Annotated in this window: 27 protein-coding genes and 1 other RNA gene; 18 read left to right on the top strand and 10 right to left on the bottom strand. The window is 62.8% G+C overall.

What is annotated here, in order from left to right:
- The first annotated feature begins 1 nt into the window (after nt 1).
- Nucleotides 2-1,099: an amino acid ABC transporter permease gene (locus CAG44_RS11890; RefSeq protein ID WP_085692185.1), complete on the top strand. Its 1,098-nt coding sequence runs from the start codon at nt 2-4 to the stop codon at nt 1,097-1,099.
- Between the two features lie 10 nt (nt 1,100-1,109).
- Entirely contained in the window at nt 1,110-1,874 is a 765-nt protein-coding gene (locus tag CAG44_RS11885) for an amino acid ABC transporter ATP-binding protein (protein WP_003251792.1), read from the top strand.
- Nucleotides 1,875-2,010: 136 nt separating this feature from the next.
- On the opposite strand, the gene algW is transcribed toward CAG44_RS11885, so the two are convergent.
- Nucleotides 2,011-3,171: a Do family serine endopeptidase AlgW gene (gene algW / locus CAG44_RS11880; protein WP_025340570.1), complete on the bottom strand. Its 1,161-nt coding sequence runs from the start codon at nt 3,169-3,171 to the stop codon at nt 2,011-2,013.
- A gap of 169 nt (nt 3,172-3,340) precedes the next feature.
- On the opposite strand from algW, the gene CAG44_RS11875 reads away from it, so the two are divergent.
- The 3 genes from CAG44_RS11875 (at nt 3,341) to cysN (ending at nt 7,173) form a co-directional block, all read left to right on the top strand.
- Nucleotides 3,341-4,099, top strand: coding sequence for a Nif3-like dinuclear metal center hexameric protein (locus CAG44_RS11875; protein ID WP_085692184.1), 759 nt, complete (start codon nt 3,341-3,343; stop codon nt 4,097-4,099).
- Between the two features lie 239 nt (nt 4,100-4,338).
- A complete protein-coding gene (cysD, locus tag CAG44_RS11870) occupies nt 4,339-5,256 on the top strand; it encodes a sulfate adenylyltransferase subunit CysD (RefSeq protein WP_013974136.1) in 918 nt (305 codons plus the stop codon).
- 15 nt (nt 5,257-5,271) lie between these two features.
- Complete coding sequence (gene cysN / locus CAG44_RS11865; RefSeq protein ID WP_085592155.1) at nt 5,272-7,173, top strand: sulfate adenylyltransferase subunit CysN; 1,902 nt, start codon at nt 5,272-5,274, stop codon at nt 7,171-7,173.
- Nucleotides 7,174-7,413: 240 nt separating this feature from the next.
- On the opposite strand, the gene CAG44_RS11860 is transcribed toward cysN, so the two are convergent.
- Nucleotides 7,414-7,893, bottom strand: coding sequence for an Lrp/AsnC family transcriptional regulator (locus CAG44_RS11860; RefSeq protein ID WP_016498026.1), 480 nt, complete (start codon nt 7,891-7,893; stop codon nt 7,414-7,416).
- A 127-nt stretch (nt 7,894-8,020) separates the two neighbouring features.
- Between CAG44_RS11860 and CAG44_RS11855 the strand changes: the two genes are divergently transcribed.
- Complete coding sequence (locus tag CAG44_RS11855; protein WP_085692183.1) at nt 8,021-9,217, top strand: methionine gamma-lyase; 1,197 nt, start codon at nt 8,021-8,023, stop codon at nt 9,215-9,217.
- 162 nt (nt 9,218-9,379) lie between these two features.
- Here the strand turns inward: CAG44_RS11855 and CAG44_RS11850 are convergent, their stop codons facing one another.
- Nucleotides 9,380-9,817, bottom strand: coding sequence for a YhcB family protein (locus tag CAG44_RS11850; protein ID WP_025340565.1), 438 nt, complete (start codon nt 9,815-9,817; stop codon nt 9,380-9,382).
- 135 nt (nt 9,818-9,952) lie between these two features.
- On the opposite strand from CAG44_RS11850, the gene CAG44_RS11845 reads away from it, so the two are divergent.
- The 3 genes from CAG44_RS11845 to zapE all read left to right on the top strand — a co-directional run bounded on the left by CAG44_RS11845 (nt 9,953) and on the right by zapE (nt 13,224).
- Nucleotides 9,953-10,588, top strand: a complete 636-nt coding sequence (locus CAG44_RS11845) for an alpha/beta hydrolase (protein ID WP_085692182.1) — start codon at nt 9,953-9,955, stop codon at nt 10,586-10,588.
- Between the two features lie 25 nt (nt 10,589-10,613).
- A complete protein-coding gene (locus CAG44_RS11840) occupies nt 10,614-11,963 on the top strand; it encodes a tryptophan--tRNA ligase (RefSeq protein ID WP_025340563.1) in 1,350 nt (449 codons plus the stop codon).
- A 166-nt stretch (nt 11,964-12,129) separates the two neighbouring features.
- Nucleotides 12,130-13,224 carry a cell division protein ZapE gene (zapE, locus tag CAG44_RS11835; protein ID WP_085692181.1) on the top strand — a complete coding sequence of 365 codons (1,095 nt, stop codon included), beginning with the start codon at nt 12,130-12,132 and terminating at the stop codon, nt 13,222-13,224.
- Between the two features lie 132 nt (nt 13,225-13,356).
- Here the strand turns inward: zapE and CAG44_RS11830 are convergent, their stop codons facing one another.
- Nucleotides 13,357-14,277 (bottom strand): GlxA family transcriptional regulator, encoded by a 921-nt coding sequence (locus tag CAG44_RS11830; protein WP_075047039.1) that lies wholly within the window; start codon nt 14,275-14,277, stop codon nt 13,357-13,359.
- Between the two features lie 274 nt (nt 14,278-14,551).
- A complete protein-coding gene (locus CAG44_RS11825; protein WP_023662822.1) occupies nt 14,552-15,592 on the bottom strand; it encodes an NADP(H)-dependent aldo-keto reductase in 1,041 nt (346 codons plus the stop codon).
- A 257-nt stretch (nt 15,593-15,849) separates the two neighbouring features.
- Here CAG44_RS11825 and rplM point away from each other — a divergent pair, with 257 nt between their 5' ends.
- The 7 genes from rplM (at nt 15,850) to CAG44_RS11790 (ending at nt 20,715) form a co-directional block, all read left to right on the top strand.
- Nucleotides 15,850-16,278, top strand: coding sequence for a 50S ribosomal protein L13 (rplM, locus tag CAG44_RS11820; protein WP_003260798.1), 429 nt, complete (start codon nt 15,850-15,852; stop codon nt 16,276-16,278).
- 14 nt (nt 16,279-16,292) lie between these two features.
- A complete protein-coding gene (gene rpsI / locus CAG44_RS11815; RefSeq protein ID WP_003260797.1) occupies nt 16,293-16,685 on the top strand; it encodes a 30S ribosomal protein S9 in 393 nt (130 codons plus the stop codon).
- 263 nt (nt 16,686-16,948) lie between these two features.
- Nucleotides 16,949-17,542 (top strand): ubiquinol-cytochrome c reductase iron-sulfur subunit, encoded by a 594-nt coding sequence (gene petA, locus CAG44_RS11810; RefSeq protein ID WP_015271723.1) that lies wholly within the window; start codon nt 16,949-16,951, stop codon nt 17,540-17,542.
- A complete protein-coding gene (locus CAG44_RS11805; RefSeq protein WP_025340560.1) occupies nt 17,542-18,753 on the top strand; it encodes a cytochrome bc complex cytochrome b subunit in 1,212 nt (403 codons plus the stop codon). The genes petA and CAG44_RS11805 overlap by 1 nt, the downstream gene beginning before the upstream one ends.
- On the top strand, nt 18,753-19,532 hold the full coding sequence (locus tag CAG44_RS11800) for a cytochrome c1 (RefSeq protein WP_085614300.1): 780 nt from the start codon (nt 18,753-18,755) through the stop codon (nt 19,530-19,532). The genes CAG44_RS11805 and CAG44_RS11800 overlap by 1 nt, the downstream gene beginning before the upstream one ends.
- Before the next feature lie 117 nt (nt 19,533-19,649).
- Complete coding sequence (locus CAG44_RS11795) at nt 19,650-20,273, top strand: glutathione S-transferase N-terminal domain-containing protein (RefSeq protein WP_085692180.1); 624 nt, start codon at nt 19,650-19,652, stop codon at nt 20,271-20,273.
- A 10-nt stretch (nt 20,274-20,283) separates the two neighbouring features.
- On the top strand, nt 20,284-20,715 hold the full coding sequence (locus CAG44_RS11790) for a ClpXP protease specificity-enhancing factor (RefSeq protein ID WP_085592143.1): 432 nt from the start codon (nt 20,284-20,286) through the stop codon (nt 20,713-20,715).
- Between the two features lie 51 nt (nt 20,716-20,766).
- Here CAG44_RS11790 and CAG44_RS11785 read toward each other — a convergent pair whose 3' ends face one another.
- From CAG44_RS11785 to CAG44_RS11765, 5 genes are all read right to left on the bottom strand, one after another.
- On the bottom strand, nt 20,767-20,985 hold the full coding sequence (locus CAG44_RS11785; RefSeq protein WP_025340556.1) for a YgdI/YgdR family lipoprotein: 219 nt from the start codon (nt 20,983-20,985) through the stop codon (nt 20,767-20,769).
- Between the two features lie 143 nt (nt 20,986-21,128).
- Nucleotides 21,129-21,707, bottom strand: a complete 579-nt coding sequence (locus tag CAG44_RS11780; protein ID WP_015271720.1) for a BON domain-containing protein — start codon at nt 21,705-21,707, stop codon at nt 21,129-21,131.
- Nucleotides 21,704-22,297 carry a phosphoheptose isomerase gene (locus tag CAG44_RS11775; protein WP_012274070.1) on the bottom strand — a complete coding sequence of 198 codons (594 nt, stop codon included), beginning with the start codon at nt 22,295-22,297 and terminating at the stop codon, nt 21,704-21,706. The genes CAG44_RS11780 and CAG44_RS11775 overlap by 4 nt, the downstream gene beginning before the upstream one ends.
- An 86-nt stretch (nt 22,298-22,383) precedes the next feature.
- Nucleotides 22,384-22,755: a YraN family protein gene (locus tag CAG44_RS11770; protein ID WP_013974121.1), complete on the bottom strand. Its 372-nt coding sequence runs from the start codon at nt 22,753-22,755 to the stop codon at nt 22,384-22,386.
- Entirely contained in the window at nt 22,755-24,572 is a 1,818-nt protein-coding gene (locus CAG44_RS11765; protein ID WP_085692179.1) for a penicillin-binding protein activator, read from the bottom strand. Before CAG44_RS11765 ends, CAG44_RS11770 begins: the two co-directional genes overlap by 1 nt.
- Nucleotides 24,573-24,758: 186 nt before the next feature.
- On the opposite strand from CAG44_RS11765, the gene rsmI reads away from it, so the two are divergent.
- Both rsmI and rnpB read left to right on the top strand, forming a co-directional pair.
- On the top strand, nt 24,759-25,634 hold the full coding sequence (gene rsmI, locus CAG44_RS11760; RefSeq protein WP_043935900.1) for a 16S rRNA (cytidine(1402)-2'-O)-methyltransferase: 876 nt from the start codon (nt 24,759-24,761) through the stop codon (nt 25,632-25,634).
- A 67-nt stretch (nt 25,635-25,701) separates the two neighbouring features.
- Nucleotides 25,702-26,061, top strand: an RNA gene (gene rnpB, locus CAG44_RS11755) — RNase P RNA component class A.
- Nucleotides 26,062-26,255 lie beyond the last annotated feature (194 nt).

Here is a 26,255-nt window from a genome sequence, read left to right as displayed (position 1 = left end):
CGTGAATGCCCATGTTTTCAAACCCGACATGCCGCCACCGGTGAAAACCGTAGGCGTGCTCGCATGGATGCGTGCCAATCTGTTCTCCAGCTGGCTCAACACGCTGCTGACCCTGTTCGCCCTCTACCTGGTGTGGCTGATCGTGCCACCGTTGCTGCAGTGGGCGTTGCTTGACGCCAACTGGGTCGGTACCACCCGCGCCGACTGCACCAAGGAGGGCGCCTGCTGGGTGTTCGTGCAGCAGCGCTTCGGCCAGTTCATGTATGGCTACTACCCGGCCGAGTTGCGCTGGCGCGTGGACCTGACCGTGTGGCTTGCCGTGCTCGGCGCCGCGCCGCTGTTCATCAAGCGTTTCCCGCGCAAGGCCTTCTACGGCCTGGGCTTCCTGGTGCTGTACCCGCTGCTGGCCTACGCCCTGCTGCACGGGGGCGTGCTGGGCCTGGAAAACGTACCGACCAGCCAGTGGGGCGGGCTGATGCTGACCCTGGTGATCGCCACCGTGGGCATTGTCGGCGCATTGCCGCTGGGCATCCTGCTGGCCCTGGGGCGGCGCTCGAAGATGCCGGCGGTGAAGGTGGTGTGCGTGACCTTCATCGAGTTCTGGCGCGGCGTGCCACTGATCACCGTGCTGTTCATGTCATCGGTGATGCTGCCGTTGTTCCTGCCTGAGGGCATGAGCTTCGACAAGCTGCTGCGGGCGATGATCGGCGTGATCCTGTTCCAGTCGGCGTACATCGCCGAGGTGGTGCGTGGTGGCCTGCAGGCCATCCCCAAGGGCCAGTACGAAGCTGCAGCTGCCATGGGCCTGGGCTACTGGCGAGCGATGGGCCTGGTGATTCTGCCGCAGGCGCTCAAGCTGGTGATTCCCGGCATCGTCAACACCTTCATTGCCCTGTTCAAGGACACCAGCCTGGTGATCATCATCGGCCTGTTCGACCTGCTGAACAGCGTCAAGCAAGCCGCCGCCGACCCGGCCTGGCTGGGCATGGCTACCGAGGGCTACGTGTTCGCCGCCCTGGTGTTCTGGATTTTCTGTTTCGGTATGTCCCGCTACTCCATGCACCTGGAGCGCAAGCTGGACACTGGCCACAAGCGTTAGGAGTTTCGAAATGAGTGAAGCGATCAAGCAGCCTGCCGGCCCCGAAGGCATCATCCAGATGCAGGGCGTGAACAAGTGGTACGGCCAGTTCCATGTGCTCAAGGACATCAACCTGAACGTGCGCCAGGGCGAGCGCATCGTGCTGTGCGGGCCGTCCGGCTCGGGCAAGTCCACTACCATCCGTTGCCTCAACCGCCTGGAAGAGCACCAGCAGGGGCGCATCGTGGTCGATGGTGTGGAGCTGACCAACGACCTCAAGCAGATCGAGGCCATCCGCCGCGAAGTGGGCATGGTGTTCCAGCACTTCAACCTGTTCCCGCACCTGAGCATCCTGGAAAACTGCACCCTGGCGCCGATGTGGGTGCGCAAGATGCCGCGGCGCAAGGCCGAGGAAATCGCCATGCACTACCTGGAGCGGGTGCGTATTCCGGAGCAGGCGCACAAGTACCCGGGGCAGTTGTCCGGTGGCCAGCAGCAGCGTGTGGCGATTGCCCGCGCGTTGTGCATGAAGCCGAAGATCATGCTGTTCGACGAACCGACCTCGGCGCTGGACCCGGAAATGGTCAAGGAGGTGCTCGATACCATGGTGGGCCTGGCCGAGGATGGCATGACCATGCTCTGCGTGACCCACGAGATGGGCTTTGCCCGGACCGTGGCGAACCGGGTGATCTTCATGGACAAGGGCGAGATCGTCGAGCAGGCGGCGCCGGATGACTTCTTCGACCGGCCACGCAGTGACCGGACCAAGTTGTTCCTGAGCCAGATCCTGCATTGATGCAAAAGGGGCCGCTTTGCGGCCCATCGCCGGCAAGCCAGCTCCCACAGGTATCACATCAGCCTCAAGCCCTGTGCAATACCTGTGGGAGCTGGCTTGCCGGCGATGGGCTGCAAAGCAGCCCCAGATCGAAGCCTTACTTCTCTTCCTTGGCGACTGCCGGCGCCGGTGGCGGCCGCAGCCCCACCTCGGCGATCAGTTTCAACTGCTGCCCATTGCGCATCACCTCGATGGTGATCTTCTCGTTGGGCTTGATCCGCGCCACCTGGTTCATCGACTTGCGCCCGTCACCGGCCGGCTCGCCGTTGATGCTCAGGATCACGTCACCCAGCTGCAAACCGGCCTTTGCCGCCGGCCCTTCGCGGAAGATACCCGCCACCACGATGCCCGGGCGGTCCTTCATGCCGTACGATTCGGCCAGCTCCTGGCTCAGCGGCTGTACTTCGATACCCAGCCAGCCACGGATCACCTGGCCGTGCTCGATGATCGACTTCATCACCTCCAGTGCCAGTTTCACCGGGATGGCGAAGCCGATGCCCTGCGAACCGCCGGATTTGGAGAAGATCGCCGTGTTGATGCCGATCAGGTTGCCGTTGGCATCCACCAGCGCACCGCCGGAGTTGCCCGGGTTGATCGCGGCGTCGGTCTGGATGAAGTCTTCGTAGTTGTTCAGGCCCAGCTGGTTGCGGCCAGTGGCGCTGATGATGCCCATGGTCACGGTCTGGCCGACCCCGAACGGGTTACCGATGGCCAGCGACACGTCGCCGATGTGAATGTTGTCGGAGCGGCCGATGGTGATCGCCGGCAGGCTCTTCAGGTCGATCTTCAGCACCGCCAGGTCGGTTTCCGGGTCGCTGCCGATGACCCGGGCCAGGGTCTCGCGGCCATCCTTCAGGGCCACGACGATCTGGTCGGCACCGCTGGTGACGTGGTTGTTGGTCAGCAGGTAGCCCTCGGGGCTCATGATCACCGCCGAGCCCAGGCTCGACTCCCAGCGGCGCTGCTTGGGCAGGTTGTCGCCGAAGAAACGGCGGAACTGCGGGTCTTCGAACAACGGGTGGGCGCTCTTGTTCACCACCTTGGTGGTGTACAGGTTGACCACCGTCGGGGCGGCCAGGGTCACGGCGTCGGCGTAGGATACCGGGCCCTGCATGATCCGCGAGGTCTGCGGCGCCTGTTGCAGGTTGACGTCCTGACTGGGCAGGCCGACCCATTCCGGGAAGCGCTGGATGATCAGCATGGCGATCAGTACGCCGGTAAGCAGGGGCCAGCCAAAATAACGCAAAGCCTTGAACATGAATGAATCCTGGAAAGGGCCGGGGGACGGTGACCGTGCGGTGGGGCATGAGCGCGCGCGATCATACACCGGTTCCCCCAGTGCCGGCGACGGCCCATAATGGCCGGCATTATACGGGCGTTGCATGGGCGTTGTGCCCGAGAAAAACGCAGATTTCGAGGAGATTTTCATGGCCGTCGCTCTGAACACCCTGGTCGAGGAAGCCGAGCGTTACCTGGGCAGCGCGAAGATCCAGGATTATTGCCCCAACGGCCTGCAGGTCGAAGGCCGGCCGCAGGTCAGCCGCATCGTCAGCGGCGTTACCGCCAGCCAGGCGCTGCTGGATGCGGCGGTCGAGGCCGAGGCCGACCTGGTGCTGGTGCACCATGGCTACTTCTGGAAGGGCGAGAACCCGTGCGTCACCGGTATCCGGCAGCGCCGGCTGAAGACCCTGTTGAACAACGACATCAGCCTGCTGGCGTTCCACCTGCCGCTGGATGTGCACCCGGACGTGGGCAACAACGTGCAACTGGCGCGGCAGCTGGACATCACTGTCGAAGGGCCGCTGGACCCGGAAAACCCCAAGGTAGTCGGCATGGTCGGCTCGCTGGCCGAGCCGATGACCGCCCGCGACTTCGCCCGGCGGGTGCGGGAGGTGCTGGGGCGTGAGCCTTTGCTGGTCGAAGGTGAGCAGACGATCCGCCGGGTCGGCTGGTGCACCGGGGGCGGGCAGGGCTACATCGACACGGCGATCGCGGCCGGGGTGGACCTGTACCTGACCGGCGAGGCGTCGGAGCAGACCTACCATAGTGCCCGCGAGAATGGCGTCAGCTTCATTGCCGCCGGGCACCATGCCACCGAGCGGTATGGGGTACAGGCGCTGGGTGATTACCTGGCGCGGCGCTTTGCCGTGGAGCACCTGTTCATCGATTGCCCGAACCCGATCTGATATCGGCGTCGCCTTCTTCGCGGGCGCGCCCGCTCCCACAAGGACTCCGCTGCACCTGTGGGAGCGGGCGTGCCCGCGAAGGGCCGCAGAGCGGCCCCAATTCCAGCCCAAACCCCCAGTCATATCGTTAGACTTTTTCGATCTAGCCAGCCTCCTAAATAGAAGCAGCCGCTGTGATAAAGTGGCTCGCTCGAACACGGCCCGCAGGCCGTCCATAAGATCGTTTTTCGTGAGTAGCCATGGTCGACAAACTGACGCACTTGAAACAGCTGGAGGCGGAGAGCATCCACATCATCCGCGAGGTGGCCGCCGAGTTCGACAACCCGGTGATGCTGTACTCGATCGGCAAGGATTCCGCCGTGATGCTGCACCTGGCGCGCAAGGCCTTCTTCCCGGGCAAGCTGCCGTTCCCGGTGATGCACGTCGACACCCAGTGGAAATTCCAGGAGATGTACAGCTTCCGCGACAAGATGGTCGAGGAAATGGGCCTGGAGCTGATCACCCACGTCAACCCCGAGGGTGTGGCGCAGGGCATCAACCCGTTCACCCATGGCAGCTCCAAGCACACCGACATCATGAAGACCCAGGGCCTGAAGCAGGCACTGGACAAGCATGGTTTCGACGCCGCCTTCGGTGGTGCGCGCCGCGACGAAGAGAAATCGCGGGCCAAGGAGCGTGTGTACTCGTTCCGTGACAGCAAGCACCGCTGGGACCCGAAGAACCAGCGCCCGGAACTGTGGAACGTGTACAACGGCAAGGTCAACAAGGGCGAGTCGATCCGCGTGTTCCCGCTGTCGAACTGGACCGAGCTGGACATCTGGCAGTACATCTACCTCGAAGGCATCCCGATCGTGCCGCTGTACTTCGCCGCCGAGCGTGAAGTCATCGAGAAGAACGGCACCCTGATCATGATCGACGACGAACGCATCCTCGAACATCTCACCGATGAAGAGAAAGCGCGCATCGTCAAGAAGAAGGTGCGTTTCCGTACCCTCGGCTGCTACCCGTTGACGGGTGCTGTCGAGTCGGAAGCCGAGACCCTGACGGACATCATCCAGGAAATGCTCCTGACCCGTACGTCCGAACGCCAGGGCCGTGTCATCGACCACGATGGCGCCGGTTCCATGGAAGACAAGAAACGCCAAGGCTACTTCTAATTTCAGGGTTACTCCATGTCGCACCAATCTGATCTGATCAGCGAGGACATCCTCGCCTACCTGGCCCAGCACGAGCGCAAGGAACTGCTGCGCTTCCTGACCTGCGGCAACGTCGACGATGGCAAGAGCACCCTGATCGGGCGCCTGCTGCACGACTCGAAGATGATCTACGAGGACCACCTCGAGGCCATCACCCGTGATTCGAAGAAAGTCGGCACCACCGGCGAGGAAGTCGACCTGGCACTGCTGGTCGACGGCCTGCAGGCCGAGCGCGAGCAGGGCATCACCATCGATGTCGCCTACCGCTACTTCTCCACCGCCAAGCGCAAGTTCATCATTGCCGACACCCCGGGCCACGAGCAGTACACCCGCAACATGGCTACCGGCGCGTCCACCTGCGACCTGGCGATCATCCTGGTCGACGCCCGCTACGGCGTGCAGACCCAGACCCGCCGCCACAGCTACATTGCCTCGTTGCTGGGCATCAAGCACATCGTCGTCGCGGTCAACAAGATGGACCTCAAGGGCTTCGATCAGGACGTCTTCGAGTCGATCAAGGCCGACTACCTGAAGTTCGCCGAAGCCATCAACCTGACCCCGAGCAGCCTGCACTTCGTGCCGATGTCGGCGCTCAAGGGTGACAACGTGGTCAACCACAGCGAGCGTTCGCCGTGGTATGCCGGCCCGACGCTGATGGAAATCCTCGAAACCGTCGAAGTGTCGGCCGACCGCAACTTCACCGACCTGCGCTTCCCGGTGCAGTACGTCAACCGTCCGAACCTGAACTTCCGTGGCTTCGCCGGCACCATCGCCAGCGGCGTGGTGCACAAGGGCGACGAAATCGTCGTGCTGCCGTCGGGCAAGAGCAGCCGCGTCAAGTCCATCGTCACCTACGAAGGCGAGCTGGAAAACGCAGGCCCTGGCCAGGCCGTGACCCTGACCATGGAAGACGAGATCGACATCTCCCGTGGCGACCTGCTGGTGCATGCCGACAACGTCCCGCCGGTCACCGACCAGTTCGACGCCATGCTGGTGTGGATGGCCGAGGAGCCGATGCTCCCGGGCAAGAAATACGACATCAAGCGCGCCACCAGCTACGTGCCGGGCTCGATTGCCAGCATCACCCACAAGGTCGATGTGAACACCCTGGAGCAGGGCGCTGCCAGCGCGCTGCAGCTGAACGAGATCGGCCGCGTCAAGGTGTCCCTGGACGCCTCGATCGCCCTGGACGGTTACGACAGCAACCGCACCACCGGTGCGTTCATCGTCATCGACCGCCTGACCAACGGCACCGTCGGCGCCGGCATGATCATCGCCCCGCCAGTCCTGCCGCACGGCAGCACCGGCCATCATGGCAAGCTGTGCCATGTGGCCACCGAAGAGCGCGCCCTGCGCTTCGGCCAGCAGCCTGCGACCGTGCTGTTCAGTGGCCTGTCCGGCGCTGGCAAGAGCACCCTGGCCTACGCCGTGGAGCGCAAGCTGTTCGACATGGGCCGTGCGGTGTACGTGCTCGACGGCCAGAACCTGCGCCACGACCTGAACAAGGGCCTGCCACAGGACCGCGCCGGCCGTACCGAAAACTGGCGCCGCGCCGCCCACGTGGCGCGCCAGTTCAACGAAGCCGGCCTGCTGACCCTGGCCGCGTTCGTGGCCCCGGATGCCGAAGGCCGCGAACAGGCCAAGGCGTTGATCGGCAAGGAGCGCCTGGTAACCGTTTACGTCCAGGCCTCGCCGCTGGCCTGCCGTGAGCGCGACCCGCAAGGCTTGTACGCTGCTGGTGGCGACAACATCCCGGGCGAAAGCTTCCCGTACGATGTGCCGCTGGACGCCGACCTTGTGATCGACACCCAGGCCACCAGCGTGGACGAGGGCGTGAAACAGGTGCTGGACGTGCTGCGTCAGCGTGGTGCGATCTAAGCGCTAGCCTGCAAGAAAAACCCCGCTTCGGCGGGGTTTTTTGTTTCTCGTTCCCGCAGATACAGCGCATGCTTCGGGCTCACGCTGTACCTGTGGGAGCGGGTTCACCCGCGAAGCAGGCGGCGCGGTGGATGGCACCGGCTGTGCCGGTGTTCGCGGCTAAAGCCGCTCCCACAGGGACTGCGCAAGCTTCTAGATTTTGAGCAAGACAGTTGCTCCCAAACGGAGCGCGCAAGTTGTTCAGATGTGTTTTTCCGACACCGGTATCACCCGCCGTTCCTTCACCGCCTTATAGGAAAAACTCGAGTAGATCTCCTTCACCCCCGGCAACCGCTGCAGCACTTCCCGGGTGAATTCGCCAAACGACTCCAGATCCCGCGCCAGAATCTCCAGCAAGAAGTCGTAACGCCCGGAGATGTTGTGACAGGCGACAATCTCGGGAATTTCCATCAGCCGCTGCTCGAACGCCAGCGCCATGTCCTTGGTGTGCGAGTCCATCATGATGCTGACGAACGCGGTCACGCCAAACCCCAGCGACTTGGGCGAGAGGATGGCCTGGTAGCCGGTGATGTAGCCGTTGTCCTCCAGCAACTTGACCCGCCGCCAGCACGGCGAGGTGGTCAGCGCTACCTGGTCGGCAAGTTCGGCAACGGTGAGGCGGGCGTTGTCCTGCAGGGCCGCGAGCAGGGCGCGGTCGGTGCGGTCGAGGCTTGAAGGCATGTTTTGCCCTCCTGGTCCGGTAATTATTGTTTTTGTTCCAACAAGCACACGGATGCGTGGGCCATTTTGGAAAAAATCGGGCAGCTAGGTGGCATAAGCTTATAGCAAACCACAAGAGGCTGTTGCCATGCGCGACTCCCATAACAACACCGGTTTTTCCACGCGGGCCATTCACCATGGCTACGACCCGCTTTCCCACGGTGGCGCCCTGGTGCCGCCGGTGTACCAGACCGCTACCTATGCCTTCCCCACCGTGGAATACGGCGCTGCGTGCTTTGCCGGGGAGGAGCCGGGGCATTTCTACAGCCGCATCTCCAACCCTACCCTGGCCCTGCTGGAACAGCGCATGGCCTCTCTGGAGGGCGGTGAGGCGGGGTTGGCATTGGCGTCGGGCATGGGGGCCATCACATCGACGATCTGGACCCTGCTGCGCCCCGGCGATGAGCTGATCGTCGGGCGTACTTTGTACGGCTGCACCTTTGCTTTCCTGCACCATGGCATTGGCGAATTCGGGGTGAAGATCCGCCATGTCGACCTGAACGACGCCAAGGCCCTGAAAGCGGCGATCAACAGCAAAACGCGGATGATCTACTTCGAAACGCCGGCCAACCCCAACATGCAGCTGGTGGATATCGCCGCGGTGGCCGAGGCGGTGCGCGGGCATGATGTGCATGTGGTGGTCGACAACACCTACTGCACGCCCTACCTGCAGCGGCCGCTGGAACTGGGGGCGGACCTGGTGGTGCATTCGGCGACCAAGTACCTCAGTGGCCACGGTGATATCACTGCCGGGCTGGTGGTGGGGAGCAAGGCGCTGGTTGACCGCATTCGCCTGGAAGGGCTGAAGGACATGACCGGGGCGGTGCTGTCGCCCCACGATGCGGCGCTGCTGATGCGCGGGATCAAGACCCTCGCCCTGCGCATGGACCGCCATTGCGCCAATGCCCTGCAGGTGGCGGAGTTTCTGGCCCGGCAGCCACAGGTGGAGCTGATTCACTACCCGGGGTTGCCGTCGTTTGCCCAGTACGAGCTGGCGCAGCGGCAGATGCGCTTGCCGGGCGGGATGATCGCCTTCGAGCTCAAGGGTGGTATCGAGGCCGGGCGCAGGTTCATGAATGCCCTGCAACTGTTTGCCCGTGCGGTGAGCCTGGGCGATGCCGAGTCGCTGGCGCAGCATCCGGCGAGCATGACGCACTCCAGCTATACCGCGAAGGAGCGGGCGCATCACGGGATATCGGAGGGGCTGGTGCGCCTGTCGGTGGGGCTGGAGGATGTGGAGGACCTGCTGGCGGATGTCGAGCAGGCATTGCAGGCTTGCAGCTAGGTTGCCTGGGCCGGCCTCTTCGCGGGCATGCCCGCTCCCACAGGTATTCCACAAATTTCAAATGCTGTGGTGTACCTGTGGGAGCGGGCGAGCCCGCGAAGAGGCCAGTGAATCCAGCCCACAAAAAAGGCCTCTTGCGAGGCCTTTTTCATGTTCGGCAGATCAGCGCTTGAGCCCGTAGCTCTCGTCAAGCATGCCCGGCGAGTTCGGCGCTTTCGGCGCGTAGTCGCGTGGCACTTCGGCAGTGTCTTTCGGCGGGGTCAGGCGGTCACGTGGGCCCTGGCTGCCTTCGGAATGCAGGGCGGCCAGCAGGCGCTGACGGGTCACGTCGTCGAGGGCCAGGGTATTGGCGCCGTCGGCCAGGTGATCCTGGACGTCCTGATAGCTCTGGGTCAGTTTCTTGACCAGCACGGCGGTGCTGTTGAAGTGGGTGACCACTTCGTTCTGGTAGCTGTCGAAACGCTTCTGGATGTCATCCAGCTGACGCTGGGTGCTGCTCGGCGCGGCATTGGGCAGCAGGCGAGCGACGACGAAACCAACCACCACGCCGATGACCAGGGCCAGGGTCGGCAACAACCAAACAAGGAGCGAGAGTTCCACGAGTCCTTCCTCTATAAACGGCTTTGCTTTACGTTAACGGCTCAGACCTGCGCTGTATACCGCGAGCGATCGCAAATCAGAACAGAATTCCTCACCTAGACGAATCGACCCCTCCCGAGGTCACGGAGTAGTGCCTTGCTTGTCCGCGAAACCCCCTTGTTCATCGATGGCCCCAGCGGCCAGCTGGAAGCCTTGTACCTGGACGTGGCCAATGCACGTGGCGCGGTGCTGATCTGCCACCCCAACCCGGTCCAGGGTGGCACCATGCTCAACAAGGTGGTCTCGACCCTGCAACGCACCGCCCGCGACGCCGGCTACGTGACCTTGCGGTTCAACTACCGTGGCGTCGGGCAGAGCGCCGGCACCCATGACATGGGCGCTGGCGAGGTGGCCGATGCCGAGGCCGCTGCGGCCTGGCTGCGCGAGAAGCATCTGGGCCTGCCGCTGGTGCTGATGGGCTTTTCGTTCGGCGGCTTCGTCGCCACCAGCCTGGCCGGCCGTCTCGAGGCCACTGGAGTAGAGCTGCAGCAGCTGTTCATGATCGCCCCGGCGGTCATGCGCCTGACGGCGGATTTCCCGCTGCCGCAGCGCTGCCCGATCACCGTGGTGCAGCCTGACGCCGACGAAGTCGTCGCGCCGCGGCTGGTTTACGAATGGTCCGACAACCTGTCGCGCCCCCATGAGCTGCTTAAAGTGGCAGAATGCGGACACTTCTTCCATGGCAAGCTGACCGATCTGAAGGATCTGCTGCTGCCGCGCCTTTCGAACTGAGCCAAGCCTGAATAAGCGAACACCCATGACCACGCGCATTCTCACCGGTATCACCACCACCGGCACTCCGCACCTGGGCAACTACGCCGGCGCCATCCGCCCGGCGATCCGTGCCAGCCAGCAGCCCGGTGTCGACTCGTTCTATTTCCTGGCCGACTACCACGCCCTGATCAAGTGCGACGACCCGCTGCGCATCCAGCGTTCGCGCCTGGAAATCGCCGCCACCTGGCTGGCCGGTGGCCTCGACCCGGACAAGGTGACTTTCTACCGCCAGTCCGATATCCCGGAAATCCCCGAGCTGACCTGGCTGCTGACCTGCGTCAGCGCCAAGGGCCTGCTCAACCGCGCGCACGCCTACAAGGCCTCGGTGGACAAGAACCTGGAAAACGGCGAAGACCCGGATGCCGGCGTGACCATGGGCCTGTACAGCTACCCGGTGCTGATGGCCGCGGACATCCTGATGTTCAACGCCAACAAGGTGCCGGTCGGCCGTGACCAGATCCAGCACGTGGAAATGGCCCGCGACATCGGCCAACGCTTCAACCACCTGTTCGGCCAGGGCAAGGACTTCTTCGCCCTGCCGGAAGCGGTGATCGAAGAGAGCGTGGCGACCCTGCCGGGCCTGGACGGGCGCAAGATGTCCAAGAGCTACGACAACACCATCCCGCTGTTCACCAGCGCCAAGGAGATGAAAGACGCCATCTCGCGCATCGTCACCGACTCGCGTGCGCCTGGCGAAGCGAAAGACCCGGACAACGCTCACCTGTTCACCCTGTTCCAGGCCTTCTCGACGCCGGCGCAGTGCGCCGAGTTCCGTGAAGAGCTGCTGCAGGGCCTGGGCTGGGGCGAGGCCAAGCAGCGCCTGTTCCAGCTGCTGGACGGCCAGTTGGCCGAGAAGCGCGAGTACTACCACCAGCTGATCGCCCGCCCGGCGGACCTGGAAGACATCCTGCTGGCCGGCGCCGCCAAGGCTCGCAAGATCGCCACGCCATTCCTCGAGCAACTGCGCGAGGCCGTTGGCCTGCGTTCGTTCCGCAGCAGCGTGCAGGCCAGCACCGAAGTGAAGAAGAAGGCCGCCAAGAGCGCGCGTTTCGTCAGCTTCCGCGATGAAGACGGCAGCTTCCGCTTCCGCCTGCTTGCCGCTGATGGCGAGCAACTGCTGCTGTCGCGCAGCTTTGCCGACGGCAAGAGCGCCGGCGCCGTGAGCAAGCAGCTGCAGCAAGGTGGCGAGGCGGATGTGCGCGTCGAAGGCCTGGGCTTCGGCCTGTGGCTGAACGGCGAACAGGTTGCCGACGGGCCGCAGTTCGACAGCGCCGAAGCCCGTGATTCGGCCATTGAAAGCCTGCGTGCAGCGCTTGCTCCTCAACCGGACTGAAGATGGTGAAACTGTGGGAGCGGGCGTGCCCGCGAAACAGGCGCCGCGTTGCATGGCACCGGCTTTGCCGGCGTTCGCGGGCACGCCCGCTCCCACAGACTGATTGCCATTAAGCGGGCCTGTCGCTACAGTGACGGCCCGTTTTTTGTTGCCTCGCTAACGAATCATGACGCCCCTAGAACGATATCAAGCAGATCTGAAACGTCCCGACTTCTTCCATGACGCGGCGCAGGAAACTGCGGTGCGTCACCTGCAGCGCCTGTATGACGACCTGGTGCACGCGCAGAACAACAAGCCGGGCGTGTTCGGCAAGCTGTTCGGCAAGAAGGAGCAGACCCCGGTCAAGGGCCTGTACTTCTGGGGTGGGGTAGGGCGCGGCAAGACCTACCTGGTCGATACCTTCTTCGAGGCGCTGCCGTTCAAGCAGAAGATGCGCACGCACTTCCACCGCTTCATGAAGCGTGTGCACGAGGAAATGAAAACCCTCAAGGGCGAGAAGAACCCGCTGACCATCATTGCCAAGCGCTTCAGCGAAGAAGCCAAGGTCATCTGTTTCGACGAGTTCTTCGTATCGGACATTACCGATGCGATGATCCTCGGCACCCTGATGGAAGAGTTGTTCAAGAACGGCGTATCGCTGGTGGCTACTTCCAACATCGTGCCGGACGGCCTGTACAAGGACGGCCTGCAGCGCGCGCGCTTCCTGCCCGCCATCGCCATGATCAAGCAGTACACCGAGGTGGTGAACGTCGACAGCGGGGTCGACTACCGCCTGCGTCACCTGGAGCAGGCCGAGCTGTACCACTACCCGCTCGATGAGGCGGCGCACCAGAGCCTGCGCGCCAGCTTCAAGGCGCTGACCCCTGAATGCACCCAGGCGGTCGAGAACGACGTGCTGATGATCGAGAATCGCCCGATAAATGCCCTGCTTACCTGTGATGACGTGGCCTGGTTCGACTTCCGCGCCCTGTGCGACGGCCCCCGCAGCCAGAACGACTACATCGAACTGGGCAAGATCTTCCATGCCGTGCTGTTGAGCAACGTGGAGCAGATGAGTGTCACCACCGACGACATCGCCCGCCGCTTCATCAACATGGTGGATGAGTTCTACGACCGCAACGTCAAGCTGATCATCTCGGCCGAGGTGGAGCTGAAGGACCTGTATACCGGTGGGCGCTTGGCCTTCGAGTTCCAGCGTACCCTGAGCCGCTTGCTGGAGATGCAGTCGCACGAGTTTCTGGCGCGGGCGCACAAGCCTTGAAATTGCCGGGGCCGCTTTGCGGCCCATCGCAGGCAAGCCAGCTCCCACAGGTTTAGCGCAGCCCTTGAGACTTATGCAATACCTGTGGGAGCTGGCTTGCCTGCGATGGGCTGCAGAGCAGCCCCATTGGCCTCAAGCCTCCTGCATGAACTGCTGCCGATACTGGTTCGGCGACAACTCAGTGTGCTGGCGGAACAGCCGCGCAAAGAAACTGGCATCGTCATAGCCCACCTCGTAACTGATGGTCTTGATGCTCTTGCGCGTACTCGACAACAACCCCTTGGCCGTCTCGATCCGTAGCCGTTGCAGGTAGTGCAGCGGCTTGTCACCCGTCGCGCCCTGGAAGCGGCGCATGAAATTGCGAATGCTCATGCCGTGGTTGCGGGCCACGTCCTCGAAGCGGAACTTGTCGGCGAAGTGTTCCTCCAGCCAGTGCTGGATCTGCAGGATGATCAGGTCCTGGTGCAGCTTCTGCCCGCCAAAGCCCATGCGCCCGGGGGTGTAGTTGCGCTGCACCTCGTAGAGGATGTCGCGGGACACGGCGCGGGCCACGTTGGCGCCACAGAAGCGTTCGATCAGGTAGATGTACAGGTCGCAGGCCGAGGTGGTGCCGCCGGCGCAGTACAGGTTGTCGGCGTCGGTCAGGTGCTTGTCCTGGTTCAGCCGGATCTTCGGGAAGCGTTCGGCAAAGCTGTTGAAGAAGCGCCAGTAGGTGGTCGCTTCCTTGCCGTCGAGCAGGCCGGACTCGGCCAGCCAGAACACACCACTGGCCTCGGCGCACAGCACAGCGCCACGGGCATGCTGTTCACGCAGCCACGGCAGCACCTGTGGATAACGTTGCAGCAGGTTGTCGAAGTCGTCCCAGAAGGCCGGGAGGATGATCACATCGGCGTCGTCCAGGCCGCCTTCGACCGGCAGCTGCACATTGCTGAAGCTGTCCACGGGCTGGCCGTCCGGGCTCACCAGGCGGATCTCGAACATGGGCTGAAGGCCCAGGCCCAGCTGCTTGCTGTAGCGCAAGCTGGCGAGGTGGAAGAAATCCTTGGCCTGCATCAAGGTCGAAGCGAACACCTTGTCAATGGCCAGGATGCTGACGCGCCGCAGCGACGCGGAGGGTTGGGTAAACATCATTGTCATTGTTCTTATAGGGTAGAGTGGTCAATCACCGGCTGGATCGTCTTATTTTTTGGCGATTGTGTCTAGCCTGCTACACCGCGCTGGTTTCTTCGCGGGCTTGCCCGCTCCCACAGGTACCCCGCAGGCCTGAGGGGCAGTGAGGTCCTGTGGGAGCGGGCAAGCCCGCGAAGAACACAACACAGGGTCCGGCTCAAGGCGCCGGGTTCGGTTGCTCCTGGTGAATCGCCTCGATCGCCGCCAGCAGTTCATCACTCAGGCTCAGCTCGAGGCTGGCAAGGTTGCTGTCCAGTTGCTCGAGGCTGGTCGCGCCAATGATGTTGCTGGTCACGAACGGCTGCCGGGTGACGAATGCCAGGGCCATCTGCGCCGGGTCCAGGCCGTGCTCGCGGGCCAGCTGCACATAGCGGCTGCAGGCCGCCACGGTCTGTGGGTTGGAGTAGCGGGCAAAGCGGCTGAACAGGGTCAGGCGTGCGTTTTCCGGGCGTGCGCCGTTCTCGTATTTGCCGGAAAGCATGCCGAACGCCAGCGGCGAATAGGCCAGCAGGCCGCACTGCTCGCGGATGGCAACTTCCGCCAGGCCCACCTCGAAGCTGCGGTTGAGCAGGTTGTACGGGTTCTGGATCGACACCGCTCGCGGCCAGCCGCGGCTTTCGGCCAGTTGCAGGAACTTCATGGTGCCCCAAGGCGTTTCGTTGGACAGGCCGACGTGGCGGATCTTGCCCGCGCGCACCTGCTCGTCGAGCACTTCGAGGGTTTCTTCCAGCGGGGTGAAGTGGTCCTGTGGCAGGTGCTGGTAGCCCAGCTTGCCGAAGAAGTTGGTGCTGCGCTCGGGCCAGTGCAACTGGTACAGGTCGATGCGGTCGGTCTGCAGGCGCTTGAGGCTCTCGTCCAGCGCGGCGACGATGTGCTGGCGGTTGTGCTTGAGCTGGCCGTCGCGGATGTGGCTGATGCCGTTGCCGGGGCCGGCGACCTTGCTGGCCAGCACCCAGTCGTCGCGATCGCCATTGGCGCGGAACCAGTTGCCGATGATGCGCTCGGTGGCGGCGTAGGTTTCGGGGCGGGGCGGCACCGGGTACATCTCGGCGGTGTCGATGAAGTTGACCCCGGCGGCCTTGGCCCGGGCAATCTGCTCGAAGGCCTCGGCCTGGACGTTCTGCTCGCCCCAGGTCATGGTGCCCAGGCACAGGGCGCTGACATTGAGGTCGGTACGGCCGAGCTGGCGGTATTCCATCGGGTAGACACTCCTTGACAAAGAAGCCCATCAAAGCAGGTTGAAATTTTTCGCGCAATCTGGATAATTCGGCCCCTCTCCGTGTGGCGGAAGTGATGCACCACCACGCAGGAAGAACCCCGTCGAACATTGGCGTGCCTGACCCGAGCCCCCAAAAGCGTCAGCGTTCGGCTGCGCGCTTGCCCTTGGCAAGCTGTGCACTATCCAGTAAGATTCGCCGTCTATTTTTCGCTGGGCGGCCTCTGAGGCTTTAGAGAATGAAAACTTTTACTGCTAAACCGGAAACAGTAAAGCGCGAGTGGTTCGTAGTCGACGCCGCTGGCCAGACCCTGGGTCGTCTGGCTACCGAAATCGCTAGCCGTCTGCGTGGCAAACACAAACCAGAATACACCCCTCACGTTGACACCGGCGACTACATCGTCGTCATCAACGCCGAGCAGGTTCGTGTGACTGGTGCCAAGTCTTCCGACAAGATGTACTACTCCCACTCCGGTTTCCCGGGCGGTATCAAGGAAATCAACTTCGAGAAGTTGATCGCCAAGGCCCCTGAGCGTGTTATCGAAACTGCGGTCAAAGGCATGCTGCCGAAGAACCCGCTGGGTCGCGACATGTACCGCAAGCTGAAAGTGTACGCGGGTGCTGCTCACCCACACACTGCTCAGCAGCCTCAAGAACTGAAGATCTAACGGGATAGTTCATTATGTCGGCGACTCAAAACTACGGCACTGGCCGTCGCAAGACCGCAACCGCTCGCGTATTCCTGCGTCCGGGTACTGGTAACATTTCCATCAACAACCGTTCTCTGGACGTGTTCTTCGGTCGCGAAACCGCTCGCATGGTTGTTCGTCAGCCGCTCGAGCTGACCGAAACCGTCGAGAAGTTCGACATCTACGTCACCGTTTCCGGTGGTGGTGTCAGCGGTCAAGCCGGTGCGATCCGTCACGGTATCACCCGCGCTCTGATGGAATACGACGAAACCCTGCGTGGCGCTCTGCGTCGTGCTGGCTACGTCACCCGCGACGCTCGTGAAGTTGAGCGTAAGAAAGTGGGTCTGCGTAAAGCGCGTAAGCGTCCTCAGTACTCCAAGCGTTAATACCGCTTCGGCAGTCGAAAAAAGCCCGGTTCCTTGGAACCGGGCTTTTTTTATGTCTTGAACTAACCTGTCAGCATGTCGGTGACGACTTGCCGCATAGACGCAGATCAAGCAAAGCGAGGGTTGTAGCCCGTTCCCCGGGTAATCACCTTGTCAGTGTGTGGATTTGTTTCTTACCATGGCGGCCAATTTTTAGTGCCACAGACATTACCTAAGTACAGGCCAGGTCCAACTGGCCAAGCAAGCTGATGGGAGAGGACTGAATGAGCAATGACGGCGTCAACGCAGGCCGGCGCCGCTTCCTCGTAGCCGCGACATCTGTAGTCGGGGCAGCGGGGGCAGTGGGGGCTGCGGTACCGTTCGTGGGGTCATGGTTTCCCAGTGCCAAGGCGAAAGCCGCGGGCGCACCGGTGAAGGTCAATATCGCCAAGGTCGAGGCCGGGCAGCAGATGGTGGCCGAGTGGCGTGGCCAGCCGGTGTTCATCGTGCGGCGAACGGACGAGATCCTCGGTAACCTGAAAAAGGTCGTCGGTGACCTGGCTGACCCCGAGTCCAAGGCCTCGGTACAGCCCACCTACGTCGACCCGCAGGTTCGTTCGATCAAGCCGGAAATCCTCATCCTTGTCGGCCTGTGCACACACCTGGGCTGCTCGCCCACCTTCCGTCCGGAAGTCGCACCCGCCGACCTTGGCCCGAAATGGGTCGGTGGCTATTTCTGCCCGTGCCACGGCTCCCACTACGACCTGGCCGGGCGTGTCTACAAGTCGCAGCCGGCACCTCTCAACCTGCCCGTGCCACCGCACTCTTACGAGTCGGACGAGATCGTCGTCATCGGCGTTGACCAGGAGAACGCATGATGAGCAAGTTCATGGACTGGATTGATGCTCGCTTCCCCGCCACCAAGATGTGGGAAGACCACCTGAGCAAGTATTACGCGCCCAAGAACTTCAACTTCCTGTACTTCTTCGGCTCCCTGGCGCTGCTGGTGCTGGTCAACCAGATCGTCACCGGTGTGTGGCTGACCATGAGCTTCACGCCCTCGGCGGAAGAGGCGTTCGCCTCGGTCGAGTACATCATGCGTGACGTGGAATACGGCTGGATCCTGCGCTACCTGCACTCGACCGGTGCATCGGCGTTCTTCATCGTGGTCTACCTGCACATGTTCCGCGGCCTGCTCTATGGCTCCTACCAGAAGCCGCGTGAACTGGTTTGGCTGTTCGGCATGCTGATCTACCTGGCGCTGATGGCCGAAGCCTTCATGGGCTACCTGCTGCCGTGGGGCCAGATGTCGTACTGGGGTGCCCAGGTGATCATCTCGCTGTTCGGTGCCATTCCGGTGATCGGTGGCGACCTCACCCAGTGGATCCGCGGTGACTACCTGATCTCGGGTATCACCCTGAACCGCTTCTTCGCCCTGCACGTGGTCGCCCTGCCGATCGTGATTCTCGGCCTGGTGGTGCTGCACATCCTCGCCCTTCACGAAGTGGGTTCGAACAACCCCGATGGCGTCGACATCAAGAAGAAAAAGGACGAGAACGGTATCCCGCTGGATGGTATCCCGTTCCACCCGTACTACACCGTCAAGGACATTGTCGGCGTGGTGGTGTTCCTGTTCGTGTTCTGCGCCGTGGTGTTCTTCTTCCCGGAAATGGGCGGTTACTTCCTGGAGAAACCTAACTTCGAGCAGGCGAACGCCTTCAAGACCCCCGAGCACATTGCGCCTGTGTGGTACTTCACGCCGTTCTACGCGATCCTGCGTGCGGTGCCTGACAAACTGATGGGCGTCATCGCCATGGGTGCGGCCATTGCCGTGTTGTTCGTGCTGCCCTGGCTCGACCGCAGCCCGGTGCGCTCCATGCGCTACAAGGGCTGGATCAGCAAGCTCTTCCTGCTGGTGTTCTGCGTGGCCTTCGTCATCCTCGGCGTGCTGGGCGTACTGGCGCCGACACCTGGGCGTACCTTGCTGTCGCAGGTGTGCACGGTGTTGTACTTCGCCTACTTCCTGCTGATGCCGTTCTACACAAGGCTCGAGAAGACCAAACCGGTTCCGGAAAGGGTGACTGGCTGATGAAAAAGTTGATTGCAGTATTTTTGCTGGCAGTGATGCCTGCCTTTTCCTTCGCGGCCGAAACGGGCCTGGAGCTGGACAAGGTCGACATCGACCTGGGCGACAAGGCCGCCATGCAGGACGGTGCGCGTACCTTTGCCAACTATTGCATGGGTTGCCACAGTGCCAAGTTCCAGCGTTACGAGCGGGTGGCCGATGACCTTGGCATCCCCCACGAGCTGATGCTCGAGAAGCTGGTGTTCACCGGTGCCAAGATCGGTGACCACATGCAGATCGGCATGAAGCCCAGTGACGCCAAGACCTGGTTCGGCGCCGCACCGCCAGACCTGACCCTGGTGGCGCGGGTGCGTGGCACCGACTGGCTGTACACCTACCTGCGCAGCTTCTATGAGGACCCGTCGCGGCCTTATGGGGTGAACAACAAGGTGTTCCCGAACGTCGGTATGCCAAACGTGCTGGTTGGCCTGCAGGGCAACCAGTACGTCGGCTGCAAACAGGTGCAGACCGTGACCGATGGCAAGAAGCAATTCGACCCGTTGACCGGCGCCCCGATCACCCATGAAGCCTGCGACCAGCTGACCATTACGCCGAATTCCGGTACCCTGACGACCGAGCAGTTCGACGAGAAGGTCAAGAACCTGGTGACCTTCCTGGCCTATTCGGCCAACCCGGTCAAACTGGAAAGCCAGCGCATCGGTACCTACGTGTTGCTGTACCTGGCTTTCTTCTTCGTATTCGCCTACTTGCTCAAGCGTGAATACTGGAAGGACGTGCACTGATCACGCAGTAGTTTCTGGTTGTTGAACGCGCCCGTGGTGGCCTGGCAGATCTGCCAGGTCACCACGGGCGCGTTTTCATTTACAGTTTCACAAGCATCCCGTGCGAGGAGGCGCTACATGGGCGCAACCAACAGGTTAGCCTGCTATTCCGACCCCGCTGATCACTATTCTCATCGGGTACGCCTCGTGCTGGCCGAGAAGGGTATCAGCGTGCAGGTCATCGATGTCGACCCCGGCCGCCTGCCGCCCAAGCTGGCCGAGGTGAACCCTTACGGCAGCGTGCCGACCCTGGTCGACCGTGACCTGGCGCTGTATGAATCGACCGTGGTGATGGAATACCTCGAGGAGCGTTATCCGCATCCGCCGCTGATGCCGGTGTACCCGGTTGCGCGGGGCAACAGCCGCTTGCTGATGCATCGCATCCAGCGTGACTGGTGCTCCCTGGCCGATACCGTGCTTGACCCGCGCAGCAGCGAGGCTGCCCGAGCCGAAGCGCGCAAGGCGTTGCGTGAGAGCCTGACCGGGGTCTCGCCGTTGTTCGGCGAGTTCGCCTGCTTCATGAGTGAGGAGCAAAGCCTGGTCGATTGTTGTCTACTGCCCATACTCTGGCGTCTGCCGGTGTTGGGTATCGAGTTGCCGCGGCAAGCCAAGCCGCTGCTGGATTACATGGAGCGGCAGTTCGCCCGCGAGCCTTTCCAGGCGAGCCTGTCCTCTGTAGAACGTGAAATGCGCAAGCTTTAAGGAGCCGTTGATGAACTCCAGTCGCCCCTATCTGGTTCGAGCACTGTACGAGTGGATCGTCGACAACGATTGCACGCCCCATATGCTGGTCAATGCCGAATTCCCGGCGGTGCAGGTACCGCAAGGTTTCGCCAGTGATGGCCAGATCGTGTTGAACATCTCGCCAAGTGCCGTGCGCAGCCTGCACATGGACAACGACGCGGTCAGCTTCGAGGGCCGCTTCGGTGGCGTGGCTCACTCGCTGTTCGTGCCGGTTGGCGCCATTCTGGGTATCTATGCCCGCGAAAATGGCCAGGGTATGGTCTTCGAGCTGGAGCCGCCCGTGATGGATGACGATGAGCCGGAAGATGATGATGTGCAGCCGGACGACAATGGCCCGCCAGAAGGTGGTGGCCAGCCGCCACGCCCGACTGGCCGACCAAGCCTGAAAGTGGTCAAGTAACAAAAAAGGCGATCCAACCGGATCGCCTTTTTTGTTACTGCCAGCCCTGGCTTACAGGTCGCTGATGGTGCGTACCTGGTCCTTGTTGATGCGGGTACGCTTGCCGTCGAGTTGCTGGAACTCGTAGAAGCCGGCATCGCGGTCGAATTCCGGTACGTCGACGGCCTGGATTTCACGGCCATCGTTGAGGGTGATCAGGCTTGGTGTGGAGCAGCCGGCCAGGGTGGCGAAAGTGCCGAACAGCAGGGCAGGCAGCAGAAGCTTTTTCATGCGGTGTTTCCTGGATTTCTGAAAAGACAAGGTGTTGTGCTTGCCTGTACCGGCCTCTTCGCGGGCTTGCCCGCTCCCACAGGGATACGCTAAACCCTGTGGGAGCGGGCAAGCCCGCGAAGAGGCCGGTACAGGCTGATGAATCAGTCGATGTACTCGAACAGCTTGACGATCTTCTGCACACCCGAAACGCCCTGTACCACGGCAGTGGCCGAGTTGGCCTCCTGCTGGGTCACCAGGCCGAGCAGGTAGACGATGCCGTTCTCGGTAATCACCTTGATGCGCGAGCTGGGCACGGCATTGTCGGTCAGCATCTGGGTCTTGATCTTGGTGGTCAGCCAGGCGTCGTTGTTGCGCGCCAGGATGGAGGAGGGCTGCATCACCTGCAGCTCGTTGTGCACTTTCTTGACCCGCTGTACCTGGCTGGCAGTCTGCTCGGCAAGGCTCTTGAGGTCGGCGCGCGGGGTCTGGCCGGCCAGCAGGACGATGCCGTTGTAGCTGCTGACAACGATGTGCGAACCTTTGTCCAGGTCAGGGCTGGCCTTGGCGATGTTGACCGAGGCCTTGGTTTCGATCAGCGAATCGTCGATCTTGCTGCCGATGGTGCGCGTGCCGCGATCGTCCTCGATCGGCGAATTGCGGGTAGAGGTCAGTACCGAGCTGCAACCAGTAACGCTCAGGCACAGGGTCAGGGCCATAAGGCCGAGGCGCATAGGGGTCATTCTTCACTCCCGAACAGTTGGCTGTCGATCAGATCACACAGGCAGTGGATCGCCAGCAGGTGGACTTCCTGGATGCGCGCGGTAACCGTCGAAGGTACGCGGATTTCCACGTCTTCGGGCAGCAGCAACGAAGCCATGCCGCCGCCATCGCGACCCGTCAATGCTACGACAATCATTTCGCGGTCATGTGCGGCCTGGATCGCCTGGATCACGTTGGCCGAGTTGCCGCTGGTGGAGATCGCCAGCAGAACGTCACCAGGCTGGCCCAGCGCGCGGATCTGCTTGGAAAAGACTTCGTTGTAGCTGTAGTCGTTGGCGATCGAGGTCAGGGTCGAGCTGTCGGTGGTCAGCGCGATGGCCGGCAGGCTCGGGCGTTCGCGCTCGAAGCGGTTGAGCAGCTCTGAGGAAAAGTGCTGGGCATCGCCGGCCGAGCCGCCGTTGCCGCAGGCGAGCATCTTGCCCTCGTTGAGCAGTGCATTGACCATGACCAGGCTGGCCTGCTCGATGTGCGGTGCCAGGATGTCCATTGCCTGTTGCTTGGTATCGATGCTGGCCTGGAACAGCCGGCGAATTCGGGATTGCATGTCCATCTGGTGACCTTAAGTGGGGCGGTGGCCTTTGCTACGCGCAACAACGACCAGCCCGCGAAACATAGAGCAAAAAAATCGGAGTGGGTTCAGCATTCGAAGGCGTTTTTCAGCCATTGAAGCGGTCTGCCTGCATGGTGGCTGCCCTGCAGGGCGACTACGTCGAAGCGGCAGGGGTGGTTGCCCCAGTGGGGCTCCTTCTGCAGGAACAGGCTGGCGGCGAGCACCAACCGTTTCTGCTTGCGCCCGTCGATACTGCCGAGGGCGCCACCGAAGCCCGCGTGCAACCGGTAGCGGACTTCGACGAATACTACTGTATCGGCGTCGAGCATGACCAGATCAAGCTCACCGCCTTTGCATCGCCAGTTGCGCGCCAGCAGTTGCAGGCCCTGCCCTTGAAGGTATTCAAGGGCCTGGGTTTCTGCTGCCTGCCCGGCGCTGGTGGGCGACGCTGCTGCCATCAGCGAGCGGTGTCTGGCAGGCGCTGGACCTGGCCGCCGACGAACTCGGCCCAAGGCAGCTGGCGCTCGACACGCTGGTTGGCGTTCATGCTCAGGCTGCCCGAAAGGCCCAGTACGCGGTTGTCCGGCAGCGCTTTCAGCTGGCCCAGGCGCGGCGCCAGGCTGTAGGCGTCGACGCCCATGGCATACAGGCGGCCCAGGCTACCGGCGGCTTGCGGCCATTGCTGCACGACCTGCTGGCGCAGGCTGTTGCTGGTATCGAGCAGCCACGGGGTTTCGCAGAAGCGGATACCGTTCATGTCGTTGTACTGGTTGACGTCACCACTGGCGCTGTACAGGTTCGAGGTGGCGTAGACCGGTACGTCACCGGCGTACTGGAAGTTCAGGGTCGGCTTGATCTGCTGGGCCTGTTGCGGGGTCGAGGCGAGGAAGATGAAGTCGATGTCCTGGCGGCGCGACGGCTGCGCGGCGATGCTGCCACCTACCGTGCTCTGCAGGCTCTTGGCGCGGCCTTCGCTCTGGCGCAGCTGGAACAGGTCGGCAATCTGCTGGGCCAGTGCGACCGGCTGGGCGATGCGCTCGGCGGCGAGCAGGGTGCCACCGTTGCCTTCCCAGTCCTGGCGGAAGGCGGCAAGCACGCGGTCGCCCCATTCGCCGCTCGGCACCAGGGCCACGGCGCGGACCATGCCATCGGCGCGGGCGCGGCGGGCCACTTCGCGGGCTTCGTCTTCGGCAGCCAGGCCGAACTGGAACAGCTGCGGCGGCGCCTTCTGGCCGGCGTCGGCGTAGTTCAGGGCCAGGGTGGTGATCGGCAGTTGTGGCTTGGCAGCCAGTTGCTTGACCAGCGGTTTTTCCAGTGGGCCGATGACCAGCTGTACGCCTGCGGCCTGGGCCTGGCGATAGAAGTCGTCGAGCGAACCGATGCGCGAGCTGTCGAATACCTGCACGGCTGGCGCCTGCTGGCCGGCTTGCTGGGCCTGGAAGTGCGCAGCCATGAAGCCGTCACGCAGGGCGCGGGCAACACCGGCCAGCGGGCCTTCCTGAGGCAGCAGCAGGGCAATCTTGGTCAGCGGCTGGCTGGCCAGTTCCTTGAGCTTGGTCAGTGCCAGCGGCAGCTGCTGGGCGGCCGGGTGGTCCGGGTGCTGCTTGACCCAGGCGTCGATAGCCGCTTGCTGCTGTTCCAGGGTGCCGGCGCTTTTTACCGCGAAGGCCAGGCTGGTCCAGCCGGCCAGGGTCTGGTCGTTGCCAGGCTGCTGCAGTTGCTCTGCCGGCAGCGAGGCGACCAGTGCCCAGATGGCGTCGTTGTTGGCGCTGGCGGCCTGGCCGCTGAGCAGCGGGGCCAGCAGCACGCGCTGTTGCGCGGCGGCGAGGGCCTGGCCATCGGCTTCGAGGGCGGCCGCGTGCACGCTGTAGGTGCGCGCTTGCTGTTCTTCCGGCAGTTCGGCGACGCGCTGCAGGCTCGGGTGGGTCAGGGCGGTCAGGGCGGCCTTGGGCTGGTTGCGGCTCATGGCCAGCTCGGCACCGAGGGTGCTGGCAAACACTTGCTGCGCCGGCTTGAGGGTGTCCAGCGGCACCTGCTCGAGGATGCGTGCGGCGCGTGGGAAATCCTTCTGCTTGTAGGCCAGGTCGGCTGCGCTCAGGCGCAGCAGGGCGGCGTCTTCCGCGGACTTGCTGGAAGCAGCCTTCTCGAGCAGTTGCTCGATGCTGGCGTCCGGGGTGCGTGGCAGTTCGCCCAGGCTGGATGAGGGCGAGCTGGCGCAGGCTGCCAGCAAGGCAGCAAGGCAGAGGGCTGTGAACAGCCGCAGGCAAGCGATCATGTAAAGGTCCTGTTACTCGATCAAGGTGGCCGGCAATTGTACCCAAGCGCTGGCCGGGGCGCGATGTTGCCGTGTCGATCCTTCACTATAGGAGGCCTGCCATCGGTCGTCGGCGAAGTTCTTTGCGCCCTGTTGCAGGCGCTCGGGCTACAATGGCGCCTTTGATCCGAACGACAGGTGTGCGCAGTGACTGATGTGGCAGGGGCTTCGAAATCCACCGTGGGGACGCTGTATGTGGTCGCAACCCCCATCGGCAACCTCGACGACATGAGCGCCCGGGCGCTGAAGGTGCTGGCGGACGTGGCCCTGATCGCGGCGGAAGATACCCGTCATTCGATCCGCCTGCTGCAGCACTTCGGCATCGACACGCCGCTGGCGGCCTGCCATGAGCACAACGAGCGTGACGAGGGCGGGCGTTTTCTCACCAAGCTGCTGGCGGGCGAGAATGTGGCGTTGGTCTCCGATGCCGGCACGCCGCTGATTTCCGACCCGGGGTACCACCTGGTGCGCCAGGCGCGGGCTGCGGGTGTGAACGTGGTGCCGGTGCCGGGTGCCTGCGCTCTGATCGCCGCGTTGTCGGCGGCCGGCCTGCCTTCGGACCGCTTCATCTTCGAAGGCTTCCTGCCGGCCAAGGCAGCGGGGCGCCGGGCGCGCCTGGAGCAGGTAAAGGAAGAGCCGCGCACGCTGATCTTCTATGAGGCCCCGCACCGTATCCTGGAATGCCTCGAGGACATGGAGGCGGTGTTCGGTGGCGAGCGCCCGGCGCTTTTGGCGCGCGAGCTGACCAAGACCTTCGAGACCCTCAAGGGCCTGCCCCTGGCCGAGCTGCGCGCGTTCGTTGCTGGCGACAGCAACCAGCAGCGCGGTGAGTGCGTGGTGCTGGTCGGTGGCTGGAGTGCGCCGGAGGGCGAGCAGGCGATCAGTGCCGAGGCGCAGCGGGTGCTCGACCTGCTGCTGGCCGAGTTGCCACTCAAGCGGGCGGCGGCGCTGGCCGCGGAAATTACCGGGGTGCGCAAGAACCTGCTGTATCAACTGGCCCTGGAAAAGCAGAAAGCCGAGTAGTGGCAAATTGATATAGATGTCGGTATTGCTTGTTCTCGGGCGCGCGTGCCGTTAATCTTGGCGGCGGAGAGTCGATCGGACAGTCGCTGCCTGCTTTTGTTCCGCAACAGCAGGGGGAGGAAAGTCCGGGCTCCATAGGGCAGAGTGCCAGGTAACGCCTGGGAGGCGCGAGCCTACGGAAAGTGCCACAGAAAATAACCGCCTAAGCACTTCGGTGCCGGTAAGGGTGAAAAGGTGCGGTAAGAGCGCACCGCACGGCTGGCAACAGTTCGTGGCTAGGTAAACCCCACTCGGAGCAAGACCAAATAGGGTTCCATCAGGCGTGGCCCGCGTCGGAACCGGGTAGGTTGCTAGAGGCGTCCAGCGATGGCCGTCGTAGAGGAATGACTGTCCTCGACAAAACCCGGCTTACAGATCGACTCTCCACCTTTCCCTCCCTGCTTTATTCGATAGCAGATGCCCTCTGGTAATACCGAAAAAATCTTACTCTTAATAAATCACTTTAACTTCGAACTCCATTCGCCTGCGTGGGTTTGATTTTTCTCGTGTTTTTTTCTCCTCGGTAGTCCTTCCGCATTCCTTTATTGCGCTAAATCTCGGTCCTGTAAGGCTTTTCCTTCC

The organism is Pseudomonas sp. B13(2017), from assembly GCF_002113245.1.
Lineage (GTDB): Bacteria > Pseudomonadota > Gammaproteobacteria > Pseudomonadales > Pseudomonadaceae > Aquipseudomonas > Aquipseudomonas putida_Z.
The sequence above is the reverse complement of the archived record's forward strand: the minus strand, read 5'-3'. Positions and strand labels throughout refer to the sequence as shown.